Below are 21,118 nucleotides of genomic sequence, written 5' to 3'. Positions count from 1 at the left end.
GATAAACCAATGAAAGTATCTGACCTAAATGGTTGCCTAATTGAAGTAACCGACCTTGATGAAGCCATCAAAGTAACTACAGAGTACAAAGAGTATGAGCATGAGGACAAAAATGATTCTGATTTTGACAGAAGACAGAAAGCGTATTGGACGGACATGCACCAAAAGTTAATGGAGTTAAAAAAAAAATGAACTACACTTTAAAATTTTAAAAAAATGAAAGCAAATTTTTTCAATCAAATCGCACAATTAGAAATTACTGGCGATTTACAGCTAACCATATCCAAAGGAGTGGAAAACAATCTTGTAGTTTCGATATTGCTCCACAACGAACAATGCGGAGACAAGGCAAAGCAACTGATACCCCCTTTAAATTTGAGGGGGACAGCAGAAGAACTGGACGAGGGATTTTTTGAAAGAGTTACGCATCCTTTGCAATCTGCATCAGGCTTAATGGTAAACATGGAAGCTTTCATGAAGCAACTGGAAAATGCCCAAAAGCAATCGGCAATGGAAAAGGAAAAATCCGAAAAGGAGAAAAAAACAAAGGACGAAAAGGACAAAAAGTATCAAGAAGCAATGACCAAGGCAGATGAATTGGACAAAGAGGGCAAACCTCGTGAGGCTTGGATGAAAATACCCAATCCCAACGATTATTCTGAACATGCCGAAGCCATAAACAAGCGCAAAAAAGAACTGTCCGACAAGTTTGCATCGCCAAGCCTTTTTGGTGCAGAACAAGAAAATGTTTAACCTCAAAATGTAGTAATCATGTTATTAACAACACAATTAGACAGAGTATTCATCCTGATTGATAAAGGTCAGGAAATAAAACTAACAGACCCAGAGCCAAAATGGAGTGTACAGGCAGTATTGAATTTTTATTCCAATACGTATCCCATGCTCACTACTGCCAAAATTTCTGCACCTCTGATAAAAGAGGATACGGTACAATACCGTTTTGAAAGTGCCATCGGAACGAAAGGTTAATCCATAAAAAATAAAAAAAGATGACTCATGCAACGACCTATCATAGCGGGTACGATACGCCTACCCAAAGAGCCAAAACAAAAGCAATTGCATCGTCAGTTAAACGAGTTCGCAAACTGGATGCAACGGACAAAGGATGCCAGCGAAATCCAAAAGGACAAACAGCAGTCCGTACCGATACCCATGATGCCGATGGTTTTTTAAGAAACTCGTTTCTCCCAAAACTGGCTGAAATGGAAACGGTACAGGCTTGTAAGAAAACAGCAAAAATAGAAAGGGATTTTTATCAGTCTCTTTCCCTACTTGCTGAACATTATCAAATTAAACCGATGCCAACACAAATTTACGGTTATCCCTATAATATGGCATTGGCATTATGGAATATGGAGGAACAATTAAAAAACAAAGTGAAAGATTGGGAAGAAGTCAAACTCGTACAGCAGAATGAAAAAATATTTTTCACAAGTGAAGAACGCTACCATACAGGGGCTACGCTTTATTATATTCCTGTAGCTCCCCTGTACAGATTGCTGAAAAATAAAAAAAAGAAACCTAATGCAAAGCTTTTGTTATCGGTCTGTAGTTATCTCTATCATATAGTCAACATACCTTATTATAGACAGGAAGATAATTTTCTTTATTACCAATACGAAATGCTAAAAGAATGGCTAAACGATGAAGAAGACAACAAAGAAACACCTGTTTATAAGTGCGAATTTGACCAAGCAGAATGGATTGGCGACCGAATGGAAAAAAAGATTTTCAACCCTGCCAACTTAACCTATTTCAAAGAACGATTGAACCGTTTGCAATGCAAGGACATTTTAGACCTTGATTGTTGGAAATTAGGGCAAGAAGCTTTAGCTCTTTTGGAACAATATCCGAATGAAAATGTATTTCGAAATGCGAGAACCAACGAAGAAGCAGAAGATGTTGACGATTTCGAGAATACTGTAACAATGGACTACTATGTATCATTTTATGCAAAGGGAAATGGAGGGCTAAATCAACAGCTCATACAAAGCGTGAATAATGCGTTACAAGAATACGGACAGATCGAAGAACCCTTCATTTTGAAACGTTTTGACGGAAGTGACATATCCGAAAACAATCTCGATTTTGAAAATCGATTATTTGCTCTTTTAGAAGAATTAATAGGTTTCCTGAACAATTTTTAAAAAATAATAGTGATGAAAGATATAACAGAAAATTTCGGAACACTGTATCATCCCATATCAGCATTGGTATTTTACCAAACCAAAGGAATGAATTCGGACAACTACGTAGAATATTTTGACATGGATAAAAATGGTAATCCCATTAATGCGCATCCTTTAACGCTAAAAGAAGCGAATCAACTCGCAAAGGCATTGAAAATAGCAAATGAACAAAAAGAACCTTGTTTGAAATCAGAGGGAATAATGGGCGACACTATTTTGCATCTAGACCCCATTAAAAATAAAGTAATTTGGTTTACCAAAGCGATGCAAAGAGAACTGTGTTTCACGGAAAATTTAGGGATTTCAAATGGAATCGCCAATATGCCTCCAATGTTATGGATTGCCAACAAAACTAGTCTTATTGTCTTTGCCTTGGGTACTAACCGAAGACCCACCGAAAACACAAAATTATACAATGCTCCTTTTTTCAATGTGTACGAAAATGGAAATGTATGTATGGGAACGGTAAATGTTCAGATAAAGAATATTGTATTAGTGGAAGAATTTACCAGCACATGGGAAGACTATTTTTTCAAAAGCTATTTCAGTCATCTGATGCCTGATTATAATCCGATAAAAGGAAACTGTGTGACACTTTGGGAAAGCCTTATAAATACAAACAAAGCTTTCCCTAAAGAGGTATTAAAAATGAGTGCCAAAACCTTAAAAAACTTGTTGTGATGAATTCTGAAAAAACAAAAGTCCATTTTACGGACAACAATTTAATCAATCCCACCAATCCCATTACAGTAAACCTTATTGGAGCAGGAGGAACGGGTTCAAAGGTGCTGACCGCCCTCATGGAAATGAATCACAGCCTCATGGCATTGGGTCACGCAGGTTTAAACGTCCGTTTGTGGGATGATGACGTGGTAACCGAAGCCAATTTGGGCAGACAGCGATTTGCCAGTAGCGAAACAGGATTGTATAAATCGGTAGCCTTAATTAACAGAGCCAACCGTTGGTCGGGTACAAACTGGAAAGCAGAAACCATAAAATTCGAAAAAAGCAGTTTGGGAAAATTGCCCGAACACACAGGAGCAACCATTTACATTAGTTGTGTGGACACTGTCAAAGCTCGTTTTGAAATTGCCGAAATATTGAAACAAAGCCACAATGGTAATGCGTATTTCAATCGTCCACGCTATTGGATGGATTTTGGCAACAGCCAATATACAGGACAAGTATTGCTATCCACCATTGGTACAATAAAACAACCTCATTCCGAAAAGTACGAAACCATTTCCAACTTGCCAATGGTAACCGAAGAATTTGCGGAACTGCTGAAACAGTCTGAAGCCAAGGACGATACTCCAAGTTGCTCCCTTGCTGAAGCATTGGAAAAACAAGATTTGTACGTTAATTCGACATTGGCACAAATGGGATGTTCCCTTTTATGGGGTTTATTTCGTAACGGATTGACCCATAATAGAGGCTTTTTTCTCAATTTGAAGGATTTTAGGTCGCAACCCATTGCCGTTGGATAAAATCAAAATCGGGCTGCAAAAAGACACTTCCTTCCGATGGTCGGAAAAGTCTTTTTGCAGTAAAAAGGAAGCAACCAATTCGGTAAAAGGAGAATGCTCCCATTTTACCAAAAAGGTTGCGAAATTAGTGGAGGATATTCTGTATCCTCCTTTTTTTGAGCTTTATCCAACTTCTTTTCTTTCCGCATTGGCGACCAAAGAAAAGAAGCAAAAGAACGCCGCTTCGTTATTTTGGATTTTGCACTTCAATTTGAACCTTCTTGTCTTTTTCTTTCTTTTGTCTTGAATGGCTCCAGAGGAACAAAAGTCCAAAAACAATCAGAACATAGGCAATCCATTTTCCTGTACGCTCCAGAAAAGAAATGAATACTGATTTTTCATAACTCGAAAAACCTTCCGCCCCCGTGGGACTTCTTCGGTAAAATTTCCGTCTGTTAATCCAATAGCGAAGACCAAAACCACATACCAAAGCTAAAATGCTTAAAACCAATGCAGGACTCATAATGGAAATATTTTTGAATTACACTTTATAAATTTACAAAAAAATAGTCTTTCAAACTTGCAATATGTTGATTTAAAGAATTTTAAATGCTAGTATCGAAACTCGTGAATGGAAAAAGGCTAAATCACAATTGGTGAAATAGCCTCTTTGTTGGGTATCGAGAATGAAACGATCAATTAATTTTTAACTCCACATTCTTTATGAGTTTTGCTCTTACCAAATCACAACATTCCACTTTCAAAACCTGATGTCTTTCACCGTTATTTTCATACAGCTCTATTAAGAGTAGCTTATCATCGGAAATGGTAAATTGATTCAATAGAAAAACGTTTTGCTTTTTTGCATTGCCCACGATTTCATCTAGTGGTTTGTAAGTTCGTAATGGAGTCAGCACTCTTTCTTGAATCAAGGTGCGTTTGGCACGTTTTTTATCCACCACTTTGAATTGGACAAAATCAATTTGGAAAGGCGCATTGCTACAATTAATGAGTTCGGTATGGAGATACAACTTGTCATTGTGAATGTAGATTCCTTTCAACAAAAACCGTATGCCAAAACTTTTGGAGTCTATGTGCTTAATGATTCTTTTGTTTTCTCCATAAATTGCTTCCAATACCGTATTGACCATTGAAGGGGAGTTGCTTCCCAACTCTTCAAATAAAACTTCATTTGCATCCGCTCCACTTGCATTTTCCTTTAATTGTAATAGGTTGTAATTCATTTTATCAGGAAATGATTGTAGCATACATTAAAATTATAAAACCGTCCATCTTCCGTTATCACGGAAAAATTGGTTTCCTCTGCAAAGTCACGAACTGTGGCTTTTAAGCGTAATACATTTTCCACCTCTTTTGCCTTGTCCGCAATTAGAAATTCACTTCCCAAATCCACGTAGCGGATGGGAGCAGGAAATATCAGATGCGAAGTTTTATTGTAGGTGACTTCAATTTGATAAGATGGAATTTTTTCCAAGTTCAGTGTCGTAACATTGGAAACGGTATTTTGCGCTTGAGATTCGGCATGGATTCCTAACAGTAAAATCAATGCGATACCGTGTTTAATTAGTGTTTTCATATTTTGTTTTTTAAAGTTTTACAGAATGAAATGTTTAGTTTTTTGAAACAAGGAACATCTGGTAGCCCGCTTTCAATGTTATTTTGGGAGTTTTTATTTTTTTGGAAAAGTATCCTGAAACACCCTGCACAACACCTCGGCTCAGATCGCCAGCCACTTGCTGTCCAGCAGAATTGGTCATCATGATGCTACTGCCAGAAGCTTGCCCCATGTTGGCTGCCATTTCAGTAACAGCACTTCTTTCGGGCGAGTAGGGAACAACTAGACCTTGTTGTCCATCCAATCCAAATACTGTAATGTCAACTGGCAAAATGGTGCCGTTTATTGCCAACGAACTAATTTTCAATTGTAGGCGTCCTTCTTGAAATTTGGCGTTTGCCGTCAATAGGGTTCCTTGTGGAATCAAAATATTTGCTGTTTTGGCTGGCTCCAACAAACGGATACGAACACTGCTTTCCGCAGTTATTACTTGAGTTTCTTGTATGATCGCACGAACACTGTTTCTGGTTTGCACTTCTTGTTTGGTTTGCCCAGCAGCATAAAAATCAGGTGGACGATTTTTACTCCAATTGACTAAAGAAGCACTCTCGTTGGGTGCTCTGCCTAAAGATGAAACGGCATTTTTCTGGCTAGGAGCAAGCGCAACAAATTTTTCTTTTGGAGAAGAAGAACTAGAAACGGATTGTGGTGGTGACTGTTCCGTTGAGCTAGCATTCATCGGAAGATATTTGGCAGCCATCTGATACGATTTTTCCATTAATTCCAACTGGGCTTCCACAGGATTAATGGGTTCACTGTCCTTGTGGTCTAATTCCTTTTTTAGCTCATCCAGTTGTTTGCGTAATTGCTGTGTCTCCGAAGGATCATTTTGATAAAAAGAGCCTACGGTGCTTTGTGCATTTCGGTAGCTGTTCAATGCCGGATTAGTGCTCTTTACTGGTTTTCGAGCATCTTCATCCGTAATTTCAGCATTCGCTCCGACGGTTTCCACGGGGTTGTCTTCATTCCAATAGTCGGACAATGATGTCAGGGCATTTTGTTTTTCCTGATGCTTTTGTTCCAACATTTCTTGTTCATACGCTTTTTGCTTGTCAGCCTCCAATCCAGCATCGGTAGCTTGTGGGACAGCATCATTTAGCCCTATGTTTTCCATCTTTTTTGTGTCTTCGGAAGGTTTAAATATGAGATACATACAGCCTAAGAATGCAACTCCCATTAATGTGAACATGAGGGACTTTTTAAGCTTCTCGACTTGGTTTAATTTACTTTCCAGAACTACATCCGCAGTTTCATTTGAGTTGCCGTCCGTAACAAAGACGACACTCTTTTTGTTTTCACTTTCTTTCATTTGTCTTGTTTTTTTTAATCATTAATAAGGAATCCCACAATGATGTATCGGATTCGTTCTTTTTAATGGCAGGGTTTTCAATGTGTTCGATGATTATTCCTTGATTGGATTTTCTTGTATCATGCACGACTTTTAGAATCATTCCCATGGTTAGTAGCGCATAGCCCAAGAAAAAAATCAGGAGGTATTTATACTGTACTTTTAAAGGAAGTACTTTCCAACTTCCATCAAACTTGTTTAACAAACGGTCCATCTTTGCTTGCAGTTTTTTCATTGGAGTACTTTTAACGTTCAATGACTTCTATATCCCTGTTCCAGTTCGTTCGCTGTCTTTAACTGAATAATAGCCTGCATTAATAGTCACTTCTTGTAGCATAGAGGTATCTTCTTGCATTAACAAATTAATCGTTTGGCGGTTGTTTATGGTAATTTCAGTTGTCTTGTAACCGATATAGGAAAAAAGAAGGACATCGGTAGGAGAAGCAATAATGAAATAAATCCCATTGAGATCTGAAAATGTAGTGATTCCTGTATTTTTGACAGTTACGGTCACATTGGGTAAAGCTCCGTTAATATCGGTCACAATTCCTGTGATGGTCTTGTCTTGGGCATAACCTTCTGTAAGGTAGAAAAGGAATAAAAGGCAGTAGAATTTGGGCAGTACTTGGACTACCCAAGGCTTGAAGAGTGAATTATTATTCATACTTTTGGAATGGTTTTAATGAAACATTGGTTTTATTAGTTCTGGCTCTCTAGGAAGTTTGGTCACAGACTAGAGGGCTTTTTTGTGCTTTTGACACAAAGGTGCGAAAGCAGGAAGTTTTTTTGTTTTTTCTTATAGTGATTATTTTAAAAGTTAATTTTTTCCACAGATATTACTAATTGGTGCAATTTCCTTGATGGTTGAGGTTTTTTGTTTAATTCATAGGCATTAGGATTTAAAGGTTTTTTAATAACAGGAAAGTGCACCGCCTTTGCTTGTTGCAGCCAAACGCTGGCGATGCGTTTCCCAACTAATTCAAAAAAATAAGTGGTTTGCGAGACTTAAAAGAGAAGTAGTGCCAAGAATCGTAGTTGAGTAACCAAAGGAATAAAAAATGGCATGGAACTCAGCTTATTGCCTTAGAGGTACTGGTATACCGAGGAACAATAAGTGAGCCCACGCCATAGAGCGTGAGCATCTTACTTATCATTTCGTTCCTTTTAAAATTACCAGTTTTCTAAGACGAAATTCAAAGCGAATGCTTCAATGTTTTATTTGAAGAATCGCAAATTTAATGAAATCCTATTTAAGGATTTTTTTAATAATTCAAATATATTAAAAAAATCACAAAATTGTCAAATTTGACAATTTTTTTTCTTTTGATTATCTCAACTTCACATAGTGAAAGAGATTAGGAAAAAATATTATATAGCATTTGGCAAAAATCTACAAAAGCTAATGGAAAATTATAACAAAGACGTTATGACTGTAGCTTCTATTGGGAAGATTGAGCCTAAAGGTGTTTATAGAGTTTTGAATGGAGAACACGGAGCTTCTTTAGGAACTATAATTTCATTAGCAAGAGGATTAGATATTGAACCTAAAGAATTATTTGATTTTGAATTTTTTCTAGATAAAGAATAAAAAGATGCTTAGGCATCTTTTTTATTTTAGAGAAGATTTTCATTCAATATTATAATTTGTTAATTAAAGAGTTGTTTTTTTAAATTAATGGCAACAAATCATATTTTTTTCTATATTTGAGTTATGGAATGGTATGAAATACTTTTAGCAATCGTTATTATAACAGTTGGGAGCTTTTATAGGCATAAAGGTAAAAGATTTTCATAAAAACAAGTACCAAATGATAGTTGGAAAAATAGGAATAAATAGAAAAGATGCTGAGAGGTGTCTTTTTTTATGGGATTACGGGAAACCGTAATGAAAATCGAAAATGGTTTTGTAATATTGGAGTTTAATTAATTAAGAAATAACTTAAAAATTAATAAATATGGAATTTATTTTACTAGCACAAACTGCAATTGCATTAGCTACTCCCTTTTTAACAAAATCCGGTGAAAAAATAGCAGAAAATATTGGAGAAGAAATATGGAAATTTATTAATAAACCATTTAATTCAGAAAAGGATGAATTTCTTACAAAACAAGTTGAGGAAGATACAGATGTGCAGAGTTTAGAAATTAGACTTATTGAAAAGCTTCATCAAAATTCTGAATTTGCATATAATCTTAAAAATATTGTTGAAAATGCTCAAAAAGAATTAAGAGAAAATATGCAGCAAATTAATAATAATGCAGTCATTGAAAAACAGATAAATATTCAAAATAATTCCGGTTCTATCCAAATGTAAATATGCAAAAAATCACAAATGATTCTGTTGATAGGCAAATAAATGTAGCTGAGAATAGTGGTAATATTTATATGTCAAAGAAAAGTAAATATACACGCTTATTTGAGAAATTAAATATAGAGGTTTCTTCGAATAAGGAAAGGTTTGCCAAAGTACTTCAAGAAATGGAGCGCTATTTAACCAAAAAAGATAGTATTGGATTAAAGCAAAAACTTATTGATGGTGGTTTTTCAAAAAGACAAATCATTAGAGCTCTTGAAAGGAAGCAACTGTATTGGAAAAAATATGAGAAATACAAAAATTATGAATTTGCCCAAAGGATTCATATAGATCTTCTTGCAAAAATTATAATTGATTTTGAAACACATGTCGAGCCTTTAATAATTGCTGAACAAGATCAACAAATTGTTCTAGAATGTATTTATGAAAATGTTGTAAAACCGATGCTAACATTACTAAACGATGAAGGAGCAGAGGATGAGGTACTATATTTAAATAGTGAAGAAGTTTATGGAATGATTTTTTTTCTAACTGGCAAATGCCATCTAAACTGGAAAGATTATGATAGTATATAATCAGGCATTTGACTTATATCATGCAGTTTATAGAATGCTGCAACTGCTCACACATTTTAATAAGAATGAATATGTAGAAGTTGATAGATTAAGAATTTGGGATTTTTATTTATTATTTCCGAATAAGATTCATGAAGTAAGATTGAAAAGAGAAGAAAGAGATATTCGTGAAATTTTGAAAAACTATATATCAAAAAAGGAAAACCCTTATGAAATGATTCTAGAAAACAGGAAGATGTTTGAAAGAATTCGTCCATATCAAATTTCTGCTCTCCACTGTTTGGCTTCCTATGGAATAATAGATAAAGAATTACTAAAAGATAATAGAGTTTCGATAATTTCAAAAGAATTATTGCAGGATTACACAAATAAATTTGAGGAATTAACTCCAAAAGAAAGAAACTTAATTTCTATTTTAACATCTCATTTTTATAATATGTCAATGTTTGGAGTTGATGGATTAAAAGATAGAACTAAATTAATGGTAAGTAAATATGATGCAAAATAATCTTTTTTTAAATAGGCTTCTTATCTATACAGATGAGAATCAAGTTGCCTATAATGAAATATTTCACAAGGGTGTAAATATAATCAGAGGAGATAATAGTAGTGGAAAATCAACAATAACTCATTTTATATTTTTTGTCTTGGGAGGAGCTTTTCATGACTGGGTTCCAGAAGCAAAAAAATGTTCGGTTGTATTTGCTGAAGTAGAAATGAATGGTGCGATTTTTACTTTGAAAAGAGAGATCATAAAAGATTTAGATCAGAACGTAAATGACAAAATTGCAATTTATTTTTATTGGGGGGCTTTAGATGAAAGTTTAAATACTCCCATTGAAAATGGATGGTTTAAATATGAATATAATACAACTGAAAATAAAAAGAGTTTTTCGAATGTGATTTTTGAAAATTTAGATTTACCAATTGTAAAAGGTGATAATAATATTACATTCCATCAAATATTAAGACTTCTATATATTGATCAAGATTCGCCGACAAACTCATTATTTCTTTATGAATACTTTGATACCAATATTACACGTGAAACAGTTTCAGACCTTTTACTCGGGGTATATAATCAAGAACTTTATGATAAAAAGAAACGGAATGTTGTAGTAGAAAAGGATTTAGATGCTCTTAAAAAAGAAATTAAGGTTACTGAAACTTTTTTTTCAGATCCTTTATCTCTAAATCCAACACATTTGCTAACAAGTATTGAAAATAAGCAAAATCAAATCTATGAAATTGAGGAAGAAATAATCTCTATAAAAAACAAGAATAAAGAAGTTTTATACGATAAAAAAACAAAACTTGAATTTCAAATTTTAAATGAGGAGTCCATTGCGCAAAGAAAAAAAGTCAATGAACTTGAAGAGGAAATAAAATTTTTACATTATGAAATTGAAGATTCGGTTCTTTTTGTCGATACTTTAAAAAATAAAATTAAGGCTTTAAAAAATTCTATTGCCACGAGAGATTTTTTAGGCAGTTTTCCATTAGATTACTGTCCTGAATGCCTAACAGTATTGAATACAACAACAGTTGAATCATCTTGTAAACTTTGTAAAGAAAATGTAGATGAAAGTTTTGGTGTAATTCAAGCTCGAAAAATGGAACAGGAAATTAGCTTTCAAATCATAGAATCAACACAATTATTAGAATTAAATAAAAAAAAAATAGATAATTTATCCTCAAGTTATAGTTCTGAAAAAATTAAACTTCAACAATTGCAAACACAAGTAAATTCTGCATTGAATGATGTAAAACCGATTAGAGAAGAAGCTATTGATAAACTTTTTATGGATAAAGGTTTTGTGGAAGGTGAAATTATTCAGCTCAGAACCTTTCTTGAGAATGCAGAACTCTATCAAAAATTAGCAGAAAGAAAAAATGAGTTGGAAAAAGAGCATAAATATCTGAAAGGTTATATATACAATACTGAACAAGAGCAAATGCAGTTGAAGGAAGCGGTGAATTCAAAAATTGAAAAGCAAGCTTTGTTTTTACTTAATAATGATTTGGAGAGGCAAGAAGATTTCAAAGAGGCAAAAGAGTTTCATATTGATTATAGAAATAATATAGCATTTATTGCCGACAAAAATGCTAGATATTCTGCTAGTTCCAATTTTTATTTAAAGACAGCTGCACGATTCGCAATTTTTTTAGCATCGCTTTCAATTGAAAAAATGCGATATCCAAGATTTATCTTTAGTGATAATATGGAAGATAAAGGGATAGAACCTAAAAGAGCACAAAATTTCCAAAGAATACTAATTGATAAGGTAGAGGAATATGATTCAAATTCATTTCAGATGATTTATACCACATCGTATATTTCAGACGAATTGAATAATACCGCATATTGTGTTGGGGAATATTATACCAAAGCCAACCCCAGTTTAAAAAATATAAGGAGAAACTAATCTACAGGTGTTTTTCATAAATAATTGTCACTTAACAAAAGTTAAAAATAATTGTCAATTTTGAATTATAATATGTCAAATTGGGAGCAATTAAATTGCGATACCACGAAAAAATGAAAAGGCTTCTATCTTTGAAAGATGGAATTGTATGAGATAATAGGTTTTGTGGTATTGTGGTTTGTGGGGCTTTACTTGAGAGGAAAGTTTTATGAATGGAGGAAAGGATATAAGCATAATCATAGTTGGAAAAATAGGGTGAAATAGGGAAGATGCTTAAGCATCTTTTTTTGTGTAAATTTTATTTTTTTTCTGAAAATGTGGAAAGCCGTAAAATACTGAAATTCATCATAGTTACATTTGGGACTTAATTTTAATATTTTAAATATGGCAACATCACATGAAATCAGATGCATAAACAAATCTGACAGGACAAACATTCACGAAAGGATTGTGAATATCGGAGGTATCAATGAAGATCGCACACGTTGGAAAATTAGCCAAAGTGATGCTATTGCGGCGATTGAGGCTAACAAATGGCAATTTTATGTCGGGCAGGGTGTAAACAAGGTAGATGTCATTATTTCAGAAAGTGCTGCTGGTTATAAATACTTGAAAACTAAAAATGATACGACTACATCTAACAATCTTTTGAATCTTCCTGAATGTCCATAAGTTTTTTTGAAACTTATTTTTTTAATAGGCTATCTAAAGTAGCCTATTAAAAAAAACTACTAGTAATAAAAGTTTTTAGAATTGATATTATTTAAAATAAAGATACTATCGATTTTTTTGGTTTTGAGTTACTTGTGAATATGTAATAAAATCTTGTCAAATCGGGAGTATATAAATTATCTCAATCCAATTACAAAAGTGTAATAAAAGTTCTATATATTTGATAACGAATATACCAATGACTACACATAGTCACAATCTACCTTCAGTTCGCAACAATACCACAAATTTTATTGGAAATTAGATTGGATTAACAATATAGTAATAAACAAAATCAGAATATGGAACTAAAAAAAATTGTACTGCATCATATTGATAAAGAACTAAAAGAAAAAGCAACTTTAAATTGCTCTACAAAGCTCATCAAGAAAAATGCTACAGTAAGCGAATTTGTAGACAAATTAATAAAAGTATATGGTGCTAAAAACCCATCTCAAGGTACTTTTGAAGAAGATGAAGTAAACTTTCCTTTTCAAACAAAAGCTAAGAAATATATTGAAGATGATGATTTTTTAAAATTGACTGTGGAATCAATGGATATTCTAAAATCAAAAATGGATATAAATACGACTACTGGAGGATATGTAATCTTTGTTCATTACAAACAAAATAATGTCGACTTTTTAATAACCGCCATGATGGATAAATCTGCCCATTATACTAATACTGATGATTTGGGTATAGAAAAACTAATGGCTCTTGATATAGAAAAGATGGCAAGGGCAAATAGGCTTAATTTTGAAAAATGGAAAAATAAAGAAGGTAGATATTTGACATTTATAAAAGGAACGCGCACAGTTTCTCAATATTTCATCAAGTTTATAGGTGCTACTGATATTTCTTCTGCAAAAGAAAACTTTGATAAGTTGAAAGATGCAGTTAAAAAATATTCTGTTTCTGCAAAATTTCCTATGGCCAAGCAAAATAAAGTTAGAGAAGCCATTTCGGAATATGTAGAGAAGTGTTTTGTGCAAAAAAGAGACGTTGAAATTGAATCAATTGCTGCTATCATTGATAGTGAGGAGCCAACGGCATTTTTAGGTTTTATAGAAGATAATGAAATTGAAATTAGTGGAGCAATAGGAGTTCATTCCAGATCTGATTTTTATTCTTTTACTAGAAATAGTATTAAAGAAGATGGATATCATTTAGTTTTTGAAAAGGAACTTATAAAGAAAGAGAAAATTACTCGCGATGGTAACAGCATAATAATTCATGATGTGCCTGAAGAAAAATTAAATAGTATGTTTGAAGATACCCAAACAAATTGATTACTAAAATGATTTTAGAACACGTTATACTTTTGACAAATAAGCTACAAAATGGAGAATATGATTCTGATTATTTCTGTGGTGATATTGTGCTAGATGAGGCTGACATAAATTCAATTACAGAATTAGTAAATACTAATTTAATTGAAGTTTACACTCAACAAAGCGATTTTATAGAGATACCTCAACTTAAAGAGCATATAAGAAAGCTAATTAAATTAGAAATTGCAACAGGCAGTATTCCTAATTATTTTAAATCTTTAAACGATTTCATTCAGGGAAATAAATTTGAAAATAAATTAGAAGATTTTTATATAGCTGACATTTCATACCGCAATAATGTTGATAGCAATATAAAGATAGATTTATACAAGCAAAACCTAACTCTTATTTCGTTTCTACGAAAATTGACAGACAGTGAAAAGAAAAAAAACATGACATTGGAGCTTTTATTTTATAAATCAGGGCTTGGAACAGATTTAGTCATAGATTATAAATTAGAAGATCTTAAAACAATAAATATTACTGAACTTCAAATAATTCAGTCGCAATTTGAAAATTCAGGTTCTGGAGAGGATAAAAAACAACTCTTCATAAATGAACTAATCAATTTTATCAACTCTTGCGGAAAATCATACATAACAGTTGCTCATGCTTGGGATACTTTAATAGTAAATTATAAAAAAAGTGTCCTTCTCTTTATAGCGGGTTTTTCCTTTGAGAAAATAAAAATATCTTCCAACGAACACTTTCAAAAACTTGCAGATAAGATATCTGAATCTATTGGAAAAGCTTCAACATATATTTTTGGAGTTCCTGTTGGTTATATCCTATTGCTAAATGGAATGGATTTTACTGGTTTTGCCATTGGAAAAAATCTAATTTTATTAATTCTGGGAACAATTTTTTTCATTCTTATTTGGTCTGTCCTTTTTGCAAATATAAAAGAATCAATAAATTTGATAGAAGCTGAAATTGATGATTTCATAACAAAAATAGAAAATGTAATTGCATTAGAAGATATTAAAAATAAACTACTTTCCTTAAAAACAAATGATCTTACGAAACAAAGAAAGAAACTTTTACTGGTTAGAATTTTATCAAGTATAATTTATGTTCTTCTAATTATAGTATACGCTTATGTATTTATTGATATTAGCGTATTTTATCTATAAATCATAAAAGATTTATAAGATTGTAATCCCGCTCTTCGAAGTGTTTCATAGCAGTATGGGAGGCGAAGTCTCCCGACCTCGTAGCCACAAATGAGGGCAAACAAATCAAAGGATAATAAAGTAAAAGCCTATTTCTTAATATCCCACTCCATTTTATGAATACGGTTAGAAAGAAATACTAAAGTTTCAAAAACAGCATTTTCACTGGGAAGTGTACCAGTTACCAATTCTTTAAAAGAAGTGGCGTAAACTTTCTTCAATACATTCCAAACAATAGAGGTTTTACTAAAAATTAGAGCTTCTTTAGGATGGTGATACAACCAGTTTTTATCATTGGGAATGGCCTTGTCATCATCTTTACCAACTTGCAATAACATGATGTCAAACTCCTTGGAGTTTACAAATTTTTGTATTGTTTCAAGTTGCATTAAATGGTATAGATCATAAGTATGACGGACTTTTTTTGATAAATCATCTAATGGATTTTCAGTATAAGAAAAACGAACCAGACTAATTACCTTCTCGCAAAATGTACGCTCAATGGCAAGTGTCTTTACTTCGAAATCTTCTAATCCAAATTGGTTGATTAATTCTAAATTAGGTGTAGTTTTTATGTAATCTGCAATGAAAGTACAAACCGATTTTGTATTATTAGGCTCAAAATTACCAAGATGGGAAACCTCTAAAGTAATATGTTCTCTAACCTGCCCAAAGTTTCCCTGCATTCCAACTTTTGGGTAAGAATAAACGATTTTTCTTAAACTTCCCAACTTTTTAGCGGTAGGATCATTGATTACAACTTCAAGAATAGAGTTATCGACTACATCAGTAACTGCTTTCAATTTTCTCTTTAAATCATTTCCTGTATCAGTAGCTGTTTTCACAATAACCATATCTATATCTTCAGAAAATCGTTCAATAACTTTATAGCATTTAGATAAAGAAGTACCTCCTTTAAAAACAATTAAATCCTTTACTTCAGAATGAAACAATTGATGCAAAGCATAAGTAACCCAATAATCTTTCTCTATGAAAATTTCAGGAATTTTAAAATGTTCTGCGGTGGCAACAATTGCACCTTCAAAATTGTCTTTGTCTAAATGTAAATTCATTATACGATATTCCAAGAGTTAGCAGTAGCAAGTAATGTAGAATTAATACCATATTCATAACTGCTAGACGGATTAATTGATTTTTTCAAGACTTCATAAGCAGTGATATTTGTATTCATGGCTTCTAAAAGTGCTCCAAGTAAAGCCCTAACTTTCGGTGGATAAGCAACCCCATAAGTAACTAGTTTTTTTATTTCAGGAGCGTCAAAATCATAAATTACTTTTTTTAAATAAACAAGTCCATCACTTTTTTGTAAATCTGGAATCGTGTTCAAATCTTTCATAACATCTAAAACTTCTAAATATTTGATATTATCAAAAGTAACTTTCACATAACTTTTGGCTGGTTTAATGACCATATTGCCCACTTTACCTTTCACTTGCTTTTCTAACGAAGCAATACGTATGGAACTTGGAACTTGTGTTGTTAAGCCCAATCTATTATACAATCGAGTTCCGGTAACATAAGCAACTTGCTTATTCTTTTCAAATAGATATAGAGATAGCAAAACATCTTCTCTAGGTTTTTGCTCACCAAATGCAGAAACTTTTGGCTTATAGTAATACCCTTTTCGGGCTCTTCTAATAATACCTTTATCAACTAATCTGCTTAATGCTTTAGAACCAGCAATAATTTCATCTGAAGTTAATCCAAGAGTATCATATCCGAATACATCACCAGTATCTATTCGTTTAATTTTAGCTACTATTTTATCTGTTACTTTCATAAGAAGGACAAAGATAGTTAATATATTTTAAATGTCAAGTTTTTTCTGTACTTTACCTGACATATTCCTCTATTTGATCATCAATAGATTCATCTATTTAGTCTTCAGTAGATATAGCTATATAATCAGTTAAACATCTATTATCTTTGTTCACTTTTTTTTAGTGTTCACGTTTTCGTGAACATTGCTATTGTGTGAACAATTAAGACTGTCCTTTTTTCAATTCTTCAACAAAATAGAAGGGAGGCATACTGGTCTTGGTTAAAAAAGCAGTCACAAAATGTTGGGTCGTACTAAACCCGGCTTCTTTAGCCAAAGCTTTATTGGTATAATTCCTTATTTTTTTGTCATTTTTCAATAAACAGATAAGGTAATCCACTTTAAGGGCATTCATATAATCCACAAATCCTTTGTCTCTGTAATGGTATATTATTTTAGACAGGTATTTGGTGTTGGAATTAAACGCAGCAGATAGTTTGACTAATGTTAAATCTTTCTCCAAAAACTTGTTGTCCTGTTCAAATTTTTCCAATTGTTTCAAACACCTTTTTTCAATTTTAACTTTTTTAGATAGAATTCACGAACAAATTCTCCGCAGGCGTATTGTATTGTCCAAGGTAAAAAAAAATAAGTTAAAGTATTGTTTGTCAATAAATTATATTGATTGTCAGTTGTTGTTTTGCTGTTTTTTAGTATTAAAAACTTTTTATTTAAACGAAATTTTATTAGTTGTTTCTCTTTTTTTCTCGTCGATGATTTTAGTATATATCTGCGTTGTCTTTATGTTTTTATGACCTAACATTTTAGATACTGTAAAAATGTCGGTACCAGCAGCCATCTGCAATGTCGCATACGTATGCCGAAAGCAGTGAAAAGTAATATGTTTTTCAATTGATGCGTCTTTAACCCAAATAGGCAGCAAACGGTATACGTCCCATTTTTTTAAATTATAAAAGACTTGCTTATATTGTGTCTCTTTTTCACCTAAACACTCGAACGCTTCTTGAGAAATAGGAAGGGTTACTGGTCTATCAGTTTTTTGTTGCTTAAATCTTATATAATATCCTTCACTTTTACTATACTGCACTTCTTCCCATGTAAGTTTTGCAATATCGGAATAACGAATCCCTGTTAGCAAAGAAAACATGCAGACGCGTTTGACAATCTCTTTTTTACATGGTGTCCTAAACAAACTTGAAGCTTCTTCCATAGTTAGGAAATTTCTTTGGGACTCCTGTTCCTTAATGCTATCAACCGCAGCATTAATATCAGTTTGCAGTAATCCTTTCTTATAAGCTTTTCGAAGGGTGGCCTTGATCTTGTTAAAATAGGATAATGCAGTGTTTTGAGCCAAAAACTGGTCTTTTTTCTTTAAACATTTTGCCTTCAAAATGTATTCTCTGAAGTCTTCAATAATTGTAACATCTATCTCCTGCATTAATATGTCTTCGTTCTTAAGAAACTTTTCGAAGTGGATAATTGCATATTTCCAGATTTCAGCGTTATTGCCAGTCTTGATTTCTGCTGTCTGTTTTAGATACTCTAGAAATGATTTTTCTCCTATTTCCTGCAGACGTAGCCGCTCTTGTTCAAATGGTGTATAGATTTGCTGTTTGTTTAATTCATTAAGCCTATTTGCACAAATCATCTCGGCCTTGTGCAAATTTTCTGAATTCAGTGCTTTATCAATATTATTTTTTGGTTTTGAAACCAGATATAAACCTAAATATTCTCTTCGCGAAAATTCACGAGTTTTAGTGTTATAGATTGGAGGAAAAAAATCAAGGTATAATGTAATCTTTCCACTTGGCAGCGTCCTTTTTCTTAACGTAACATTTATCTTTTTCATCTTCCCGCAGCATTAAAAATTATATCAATATCCTGTTTGGCTACACAGGTGAATTTTCCAACGGAATATTTTACTATACCCTGCCGTTGAATCAATAGATAGAGTGCTCCCGAAGAAATATTATACTTCTGCTGAATTTGCGTGATAGTATAGCAATTGTCAAAGCCAGGAAATTGCTGTCCAGTTTTCAAAGTTACATCCTGAATGGGAATAGCAAAGAAAGCTTCAAGGTCGCATCTGCGAATAACTGTTCGTTTGCCAAACTTCCCGATGTCCAGATAGCCATTGTTAACTAACCTGTAAATAGTACTCCTGCTGATCCCGAAAAGAAGGCTGGCTTGAGTAATTTTTAGAAACTCAAGCGGCTTTATTTTTTCCAAATCTGTGTTTAAAAGCTGAACGGTTTCGTTATTGCTTTTTTCTGCTTTTCCTTTACGCACCAGTGCTTTATAGCCTCGACTGTTGCAAATGGGGGAACAATATCGCGTTCGTGTTGTTCTGGCTGTGAACTGTTTTTTGCAGTGCTCACAAATTCTGATAACCTCAATTTTAGAACTCATAATGTGATCAATTTTGTATCCCATTGTGTCTATGTGTGTCAGATTGTGTCATCATCTCACCAAAAAAAAATCTTGATGCAGATTTTTTTTTCGTGGTACAATAATGGTACAAAAAGGAACAAACTATCTGTAAATAAAGCTAAATAAACAGAAAGAAGAATCCCAGTTAAAATGCCGTTTTATGACATTTTAACTGGGATTCTTTGTTTTATTTTGTGATGTTTTGTGAAACTTATTTTCCGATACAAAAATTAGCAAAAATATTCCCTAACAATTCATCATTGGTCACCTGACCCGTAATCATCCCAAACTGATACAAAGCTTCCCGAATATCCAATGCCATCAAGTCGCTGGAAAGATTGGTTTCGAGTCCGTATTTTACTTTTGTAATTTCGTCAAGGGCTTTTAATAAAGAATCATAATGGCGTGTGTTGGTCACGATAGTTTCGTTATTGCGCAAAGCACCTGTGTTGACGAAGGAAAGGAGTTGGTTTTTGAGTTCATCAATGCCAATTTTCTGTTTCGCACTTAATAAAATTTGTTTCACGTTTAATGTTTCAAGTTGTTGGCTGATCGACAACCTTTCTTCAACCGAAATTAAATCTATTTTGTTGATTACAACTAGTAAAGGTTTTAAAGGATATTTATTTTTTACTTTTTCAATTTCAAGGATGTACTCTGAACCTGAAACCTGAAACTTGAAACTTTCAAACAAATACAAAACCACCTGCGCTTGTTCTATTTTTTCAAAAGTTTTTTTTATCCCGATGCTTTCTACCACATCTTTGGTTTCCCGGATTCCTGCGGTATCAATAAATCGAAAGCCAATGCCGCCAATAACCAATTCATCTTCAATAGTATCACGAGTGGTTCCTGCAATGTCCGAAACAATGGCGCGTTCTTCGTTCAACAAAGCATTCAGCAAAGTCGATTTTCCTACATTGGGTTCACCAACAATAGCAACAGGAATTCCGTTTTTGATAACGTTTCCTACGGCAAAAGAATCAATCAAGCGTTTCAGTACAAACTCAATTCGGTTCAATAATTCGTGAAACTGTGTTCTGTCGGCAAATTCTACATCTTCTTCTGCAAAATCCAATTCGAGTTCAATTAGTGAAGCAAAATTTAATAATTCTTCCCGCAGTTTAGCAATTTCGTTAGAGAAACCACCACGCATTTGCTGCATCGCAATTTGATGGGAAGCTTCATTATCTGACGAAATCAAATCCGCAACGGCTTCGGCTTGTGATAAATCGAGTTTTCCGTTCAAGAAAGCTCGCAGGGTAAATTCGCCCGGATCTGCCATTCGGCAACCTTTTCGCAATAATAACTGAATTATTTGTTGCTGAATATAAGTCGATCCGTGACAGGAAATCTCAATAGTATTTTCGCCCGTATAAGAATTGGGACCTTTGAAAATAGAAACCAAAACTTCGTCAAGCGTTTTGGCATCATCAATAATATGACCCAAATGAAGCGTATGTGTTTTTTGCTGGGTTAAATCTTTGTTTTTGATGGACTTAAAAACAGTATTTCCAATAGTTATAGCATCTTCGCCCGAAATTCGAATAATAGCAATAGCTCCTGCTCCTGAAGGCGTGGCGAGTGCCACAATAGAATCTTGATGTATCATAGCGCAAAGATATAAAAATAGGAACTAAACTGAACTGTGATTAAATTGGAACACGGATGACACGGATTTAGCTGATTTACAC

The 21,118-nt window shown here is 33.3% G+C and carries 24 protein-coding genes and 1 pseudogene; 14 read left to right on the top strand and 11 right to left on the bottom strand.

From position 1 onward, the window contains the following. The first annotated feature begins 9 nt into the window (after nucleotides 1-9). The 6 genes from OZP15_RS12080 to OZP15_RS12055 are packed head-to-tail and all read left to right on the top strand — an operon-like array spanning nucleotide 10 to nucleotide 3,697. Nucleotides 10-192, top strand: a complete 183-nt coding sequence (locus OZP15_RS12080) for a hypothetical protein (protein WP_281336228.1) — start codon at nucleotides 10-12, stop codon at nucleotides 190-192. A gap of 24 nt (nucleotides 193-216) precedes the next feature. Next, nucleotides 217-753, top strand: coding sequence for a PRTRC system protein E (locus OZP15_RS12075; RefSeq protein WP_269225689.1), 537 nt, complete (start codon nucleotides 217-219; stop codon nucleotides 751-753). Between the two features lie 18 nt (nucleotides 754-771). Then, nucleotides 772-990 carry a PRTRC system protein C gene (locus OZP15_RS12070; RefSeq protein WP_269225688.1) on the top strand — a complete coding sequence of 73 codons (219 nt, stop codon included), beginning with the start codon at nucleotides 772-774 and terminating at the stop codon, nucleotides 988-990. Nucleotides 991-1,010: 20 nt separating this feature from the next. Further along, complete coding sequence (locus OZP15_RS12065; RefSeq protein ID WP_281336227.1) at nucleotides 1,011-2,168, top strand: hypothetical protein; 1,158 nt, start codon at nucleotides 1,011-1,013, stop codon at nucleotides 2,166-2,168. Between the two features lie 12 nt (nucleotides 2,169-2,180). Continuing rightward, nucleotides 2,181-2,891 carry a PRTRC system protein B gene (locus OZP15_RS12060; RefSeq protein ID WP_281336226.1) on the top strand — a complete coding sequence of 237 codons (711 nt, stop codon included), beginning with the start codon at nucleotides 2,181-2,183 and terminating at the stop codon, nucleotides 2,889-2,891. Next, the gene (locus OZP15_RS12055; RefSeq protein WP_269225684.1) at nucleotides 2,891-3,697 is read left to right on the top strand and encodes a PRTRC system ThiF family protein; all 807 of its coding nucleotides are present in this window, start codon (nucleotides 2,891-2,893) and stop codon (nucleotides 3,695-3,697) included. Before OZP15_RS12060 ends, OZP15_RS12055 begins: the two co-directional genes overlap by 1 nt. Nucleotides 3,698-3,923: 226 nt before the next feature. On the opposite strand, the gene OZP15_RS12050 is transcribed toward OZP15_RS12055, so the two are convergent. From OZP15_RS12050 to OZP15_RS12025, 5 genes and pseudogenes are all read right to left on the bottom strand, one after another. Further along, nucleotides 3,924-4,199, bottom strand: a complete 276-nt coding sequence (locus OZP15_RS12050; protein WP_269225683.1) for a molybdenum ABC transporter permease — start codon at nucleotides 4,197-4,199, stop codon at nucleotides 3,924-3,926. A 172-nt stretch (nucleotides 4,200-4,371) separates the two neighbouring features. Continuing rightward, nucleotides 4,372-5,273: pseudogene (gene traN, locus OZP15_RS16315) on the bottom strand (conjugative transposon protein TraN). 34 nt (nucleotides 5,274-5,307) lie between these two features. Next, nucleotides 5,308-6,621, bottom strand: a complete 1,314-nt coding sequence (gene traM / locus OZP15_RS12035; protein WP_281336224.1) for a conjugative transposon protein TraM — start codon at nucleotides 6,619-6,621, stop codon at nucleotides 5,308-5,310. Further along, nucleotides 6,608-6,895 (bottom strand): nitrogen regulatory IIA protein, encoded by a 288-nt coding sequence (locus OZP15_RS12030; RefSeq protein ID WP_281336223.1) that lies wholly within the window; start codon nucleotides 6,893-6,895, stop codon nucleotides 6,608-6,610. The genes traM and OZP15_RS12030 overlap by 14 nt, the downstream gene beginning before the upstream one ends. Nucleotides 6,896-6,922: 27 nt before the next feature. Further along, entirely contained in the window at nucleotides 6,923-7,324 is a 402-nt protein-coding gene (locus OZP15_RS12025) for a carboxypeptidase-like regulatory domain-containing protein (protein ID WP_281336222.1), read from the bottom strand. 738 nt (nucleotides 7,325-8,062) lie between these two features. Here OZP15_RS12025 and OZP15_RS12020 point away from each other — a divergent pair. From OZP15_RS12020 to OZP15_RS11985, 8 genes are all read left to right on the top strand, one after another. Then, nucleotides 8,063-8,248: a hypothetical protein gene (locus OZP15_RS12020; protein ID WP_269225678.1), complete on the top strand. Its 186-nt coding sequence runs from the start codon at nucleotides 8,063-8,065 to the stop codon at nucleotides 8,246-8,248. Between the two features lie 367 nt (nucleotides 8,249-8,615). Continuing rightward, a complete protein-coding gene (locus tag OZP15_RS12015; protein ID WP_269225677.1) occupies nucleotides 8,616-8,975 on the top strand; it encodes a hypothetical protein in 360 nt (119 codons plus the stop codon). A 2-nt stretch (nucleotides 8,976-8,977) separates the two neighbouring features. Next, nucleotides 8,978-9,550 carry an ABC-three component system protein gene (locus OZP15_RS12010; protein ID WP_281336221.1) on the top strand — a complete coding sequence of 191 codons (573 nt, stop codon included), beginning with the start codon at nucleotides 8,978-8,980 and terminating at the stop codon, nucleotides 9,548-9,550. After that, nucleotides 9,537-10,058 (top strand): ABC-three component system middle component 5, encoded by a 522-nt coding sequence (locus OZP15_RS12005; protein WP_269225675.1) that lies wholly within the window; start codon nucleotides 9,537-9,539, stop codon nucleotides 10,056-10,058. Before OZP15_RS12010 ends, OZP15_RS12005 begins: the two co-directional genes overlap by 14 nt. After that, a complete protein-coding gene (locus tag OZP15_RS12000) occupies nucleotides 10,045-11,976 on the top strand; it encodes an AAA family ATPase (RefSeq protein ID WP_281336220.1) in 1,932 nt (643 codons plus the stop codon). Before OZP15_RS12005 ends, OZP15_RS12000 begins: the two co-directional genes overlap by 14 nt. Before the next feature lie 384 nt (nucleotides 11,977-12,360). Beyond that, on the top strand, nucleotides 12,361-12,648 hold the full coding sequence (locus tag OZP15_RS11995) for a DUF3892 domain-containing protein (protein WP_269225671.1): 288 nt from the start codon (nucleotides 12,361-12,363) through the stop codon (nucleotides 12,646-12,648). Nucleotides 12,649-12,989: 341 nt separating this feature from the next. Then, nucleotides 12,990-13,979, top strand: coding sequence for a nucleoid-associated protein (locus OZP15_RS11990; RefSeq protein WP_269225670.1), 990 nt, complete (start codon nucleotides 12,990-12,992; stop codon nucleotides 13,977-13,979). A gap of 8 nt (nucleotides 13,980-13,987) precedes the next feature. Next, on the top strand, nucleotides 13,988-15,154 hold the full coding sequence (locus tag OZP15_RS11985) for a hypothetical protein (RefSeq protein ID WP_269225669.1): 1,167 nt from the start codon (nucleotides 13,988-13,990) through the stop codon (nucleotides 15,152-15,154). A gap of 128 nt (nucleotides 15,155-15,282) precedes the next feature. Here OZP15_RS11985 and OZP15_RS11980 read toward each other — a convergent pair whose 3' ends face one another. The 6 genes from OZP15_RS11980 to mnmE all read right to left on the bottom strand — a co-directional run bounded on the left by OZP15_RS11980 (nucleotide 15,283) and on the right by mnmE (nucleotide 21,036). Next, complete coding sequence (locus OZP15_RS11980; RefSeq protein WP_281336219.1) at nucleotides 15,283-16,266, bottom strand: nucleotidyl transferase AbiEii/AbiGii toxin family protein; 984 nt, start codon at nucleotides 16,264-16,266, stop codon at nucleotides 15,283-15,285. After that, nucleotides 16,266-16,994 (bottom strand): DUF6088 family protein, encoded by a 729-nt coding sequence (locus tag OZP15_RS11975; RefSeq protein ID WP_281336218.1) that lies wholly within the window; start codon nucleotides 16,992-16,994, stop codon nucleotides 16,266-16,268. Before OZP15_RS11975 ends, OZP15_RS11980 begins: the two co-directional genes overlap by 1 nt. Nucleotides 16,995-17,196: 202 nt before the next feature. After that, a complete protein-coding gene (locus OZP15_RS11970; RefSeq protein WP_269225664.1) occupies nucleotides 17,197-17,526 on the bottom strand; it encodes a helix-turn-helix domain-containing protein in 330 nt (109 codons plus the stop codon). 174 nt (nucleotides 17,527-17,700) lie between these two features. Next, nucleotides 17,701-18,843, bottom strand: a complete 1,143-nt coding sequence (locus OZP15_RS11965; protein WP_281336217.1) for a tyrosine-type recombinase/integrase — start codon at nucleotides 18,841-18,843, stop codon at nucleotides 17,701-17,703. After that, nucleotides 18,840-19,403 carry a helix-turn-helix domain-containing protein gene (locus OZP15_RS11960; RefSeq protein ID WP_281336216.1) on the bottom strand — a complete coding sequence of 188 codons (564 nt, stop codon included), beginning with the start codon at nucleotides 19,401-19,403 and terminating at the stop codon, nucleotides 18,840-18,842. The genes OZP15_RS11965 and OZP15_RS11960 overlap by 4 nt, the downstream gene beginning before the upstream one ends. A 232-nt stretch (nucleotides 19,404-19,635) precedes the next feature. Continuing rightward, nucleotides 19,636-21,036: a tRNA uridine-5-carboxymethylaminomethyl(34) synthesis GTPase MnmE gene (mnmE, locus tag OZP15_RS11955; protein ID WP_281336215.1), complete on the bottom strand. Its 1,401-nt coding sequence runs from the start codon at nucleotides 21,034-21,036 to the stop codon at nucleotides 19,636-19,638. Nucleotides 21,037-21,118 lie beyond the last annotated feature (82 nt).

Source organism: Flavobacterium eburneipallidum, from assembly GCF_027111355.2.
GTDB classification, from domain to species: Bacteria; Bacteroidota; Bacteroidia; order Flavobacteriales; family Flavobacteriaceae; genus Flavobacterium; species Flavobacterium eburneipallidum.
This window is presented reverse-complemented; position numbering and strand designations above follow the sequence as displayed.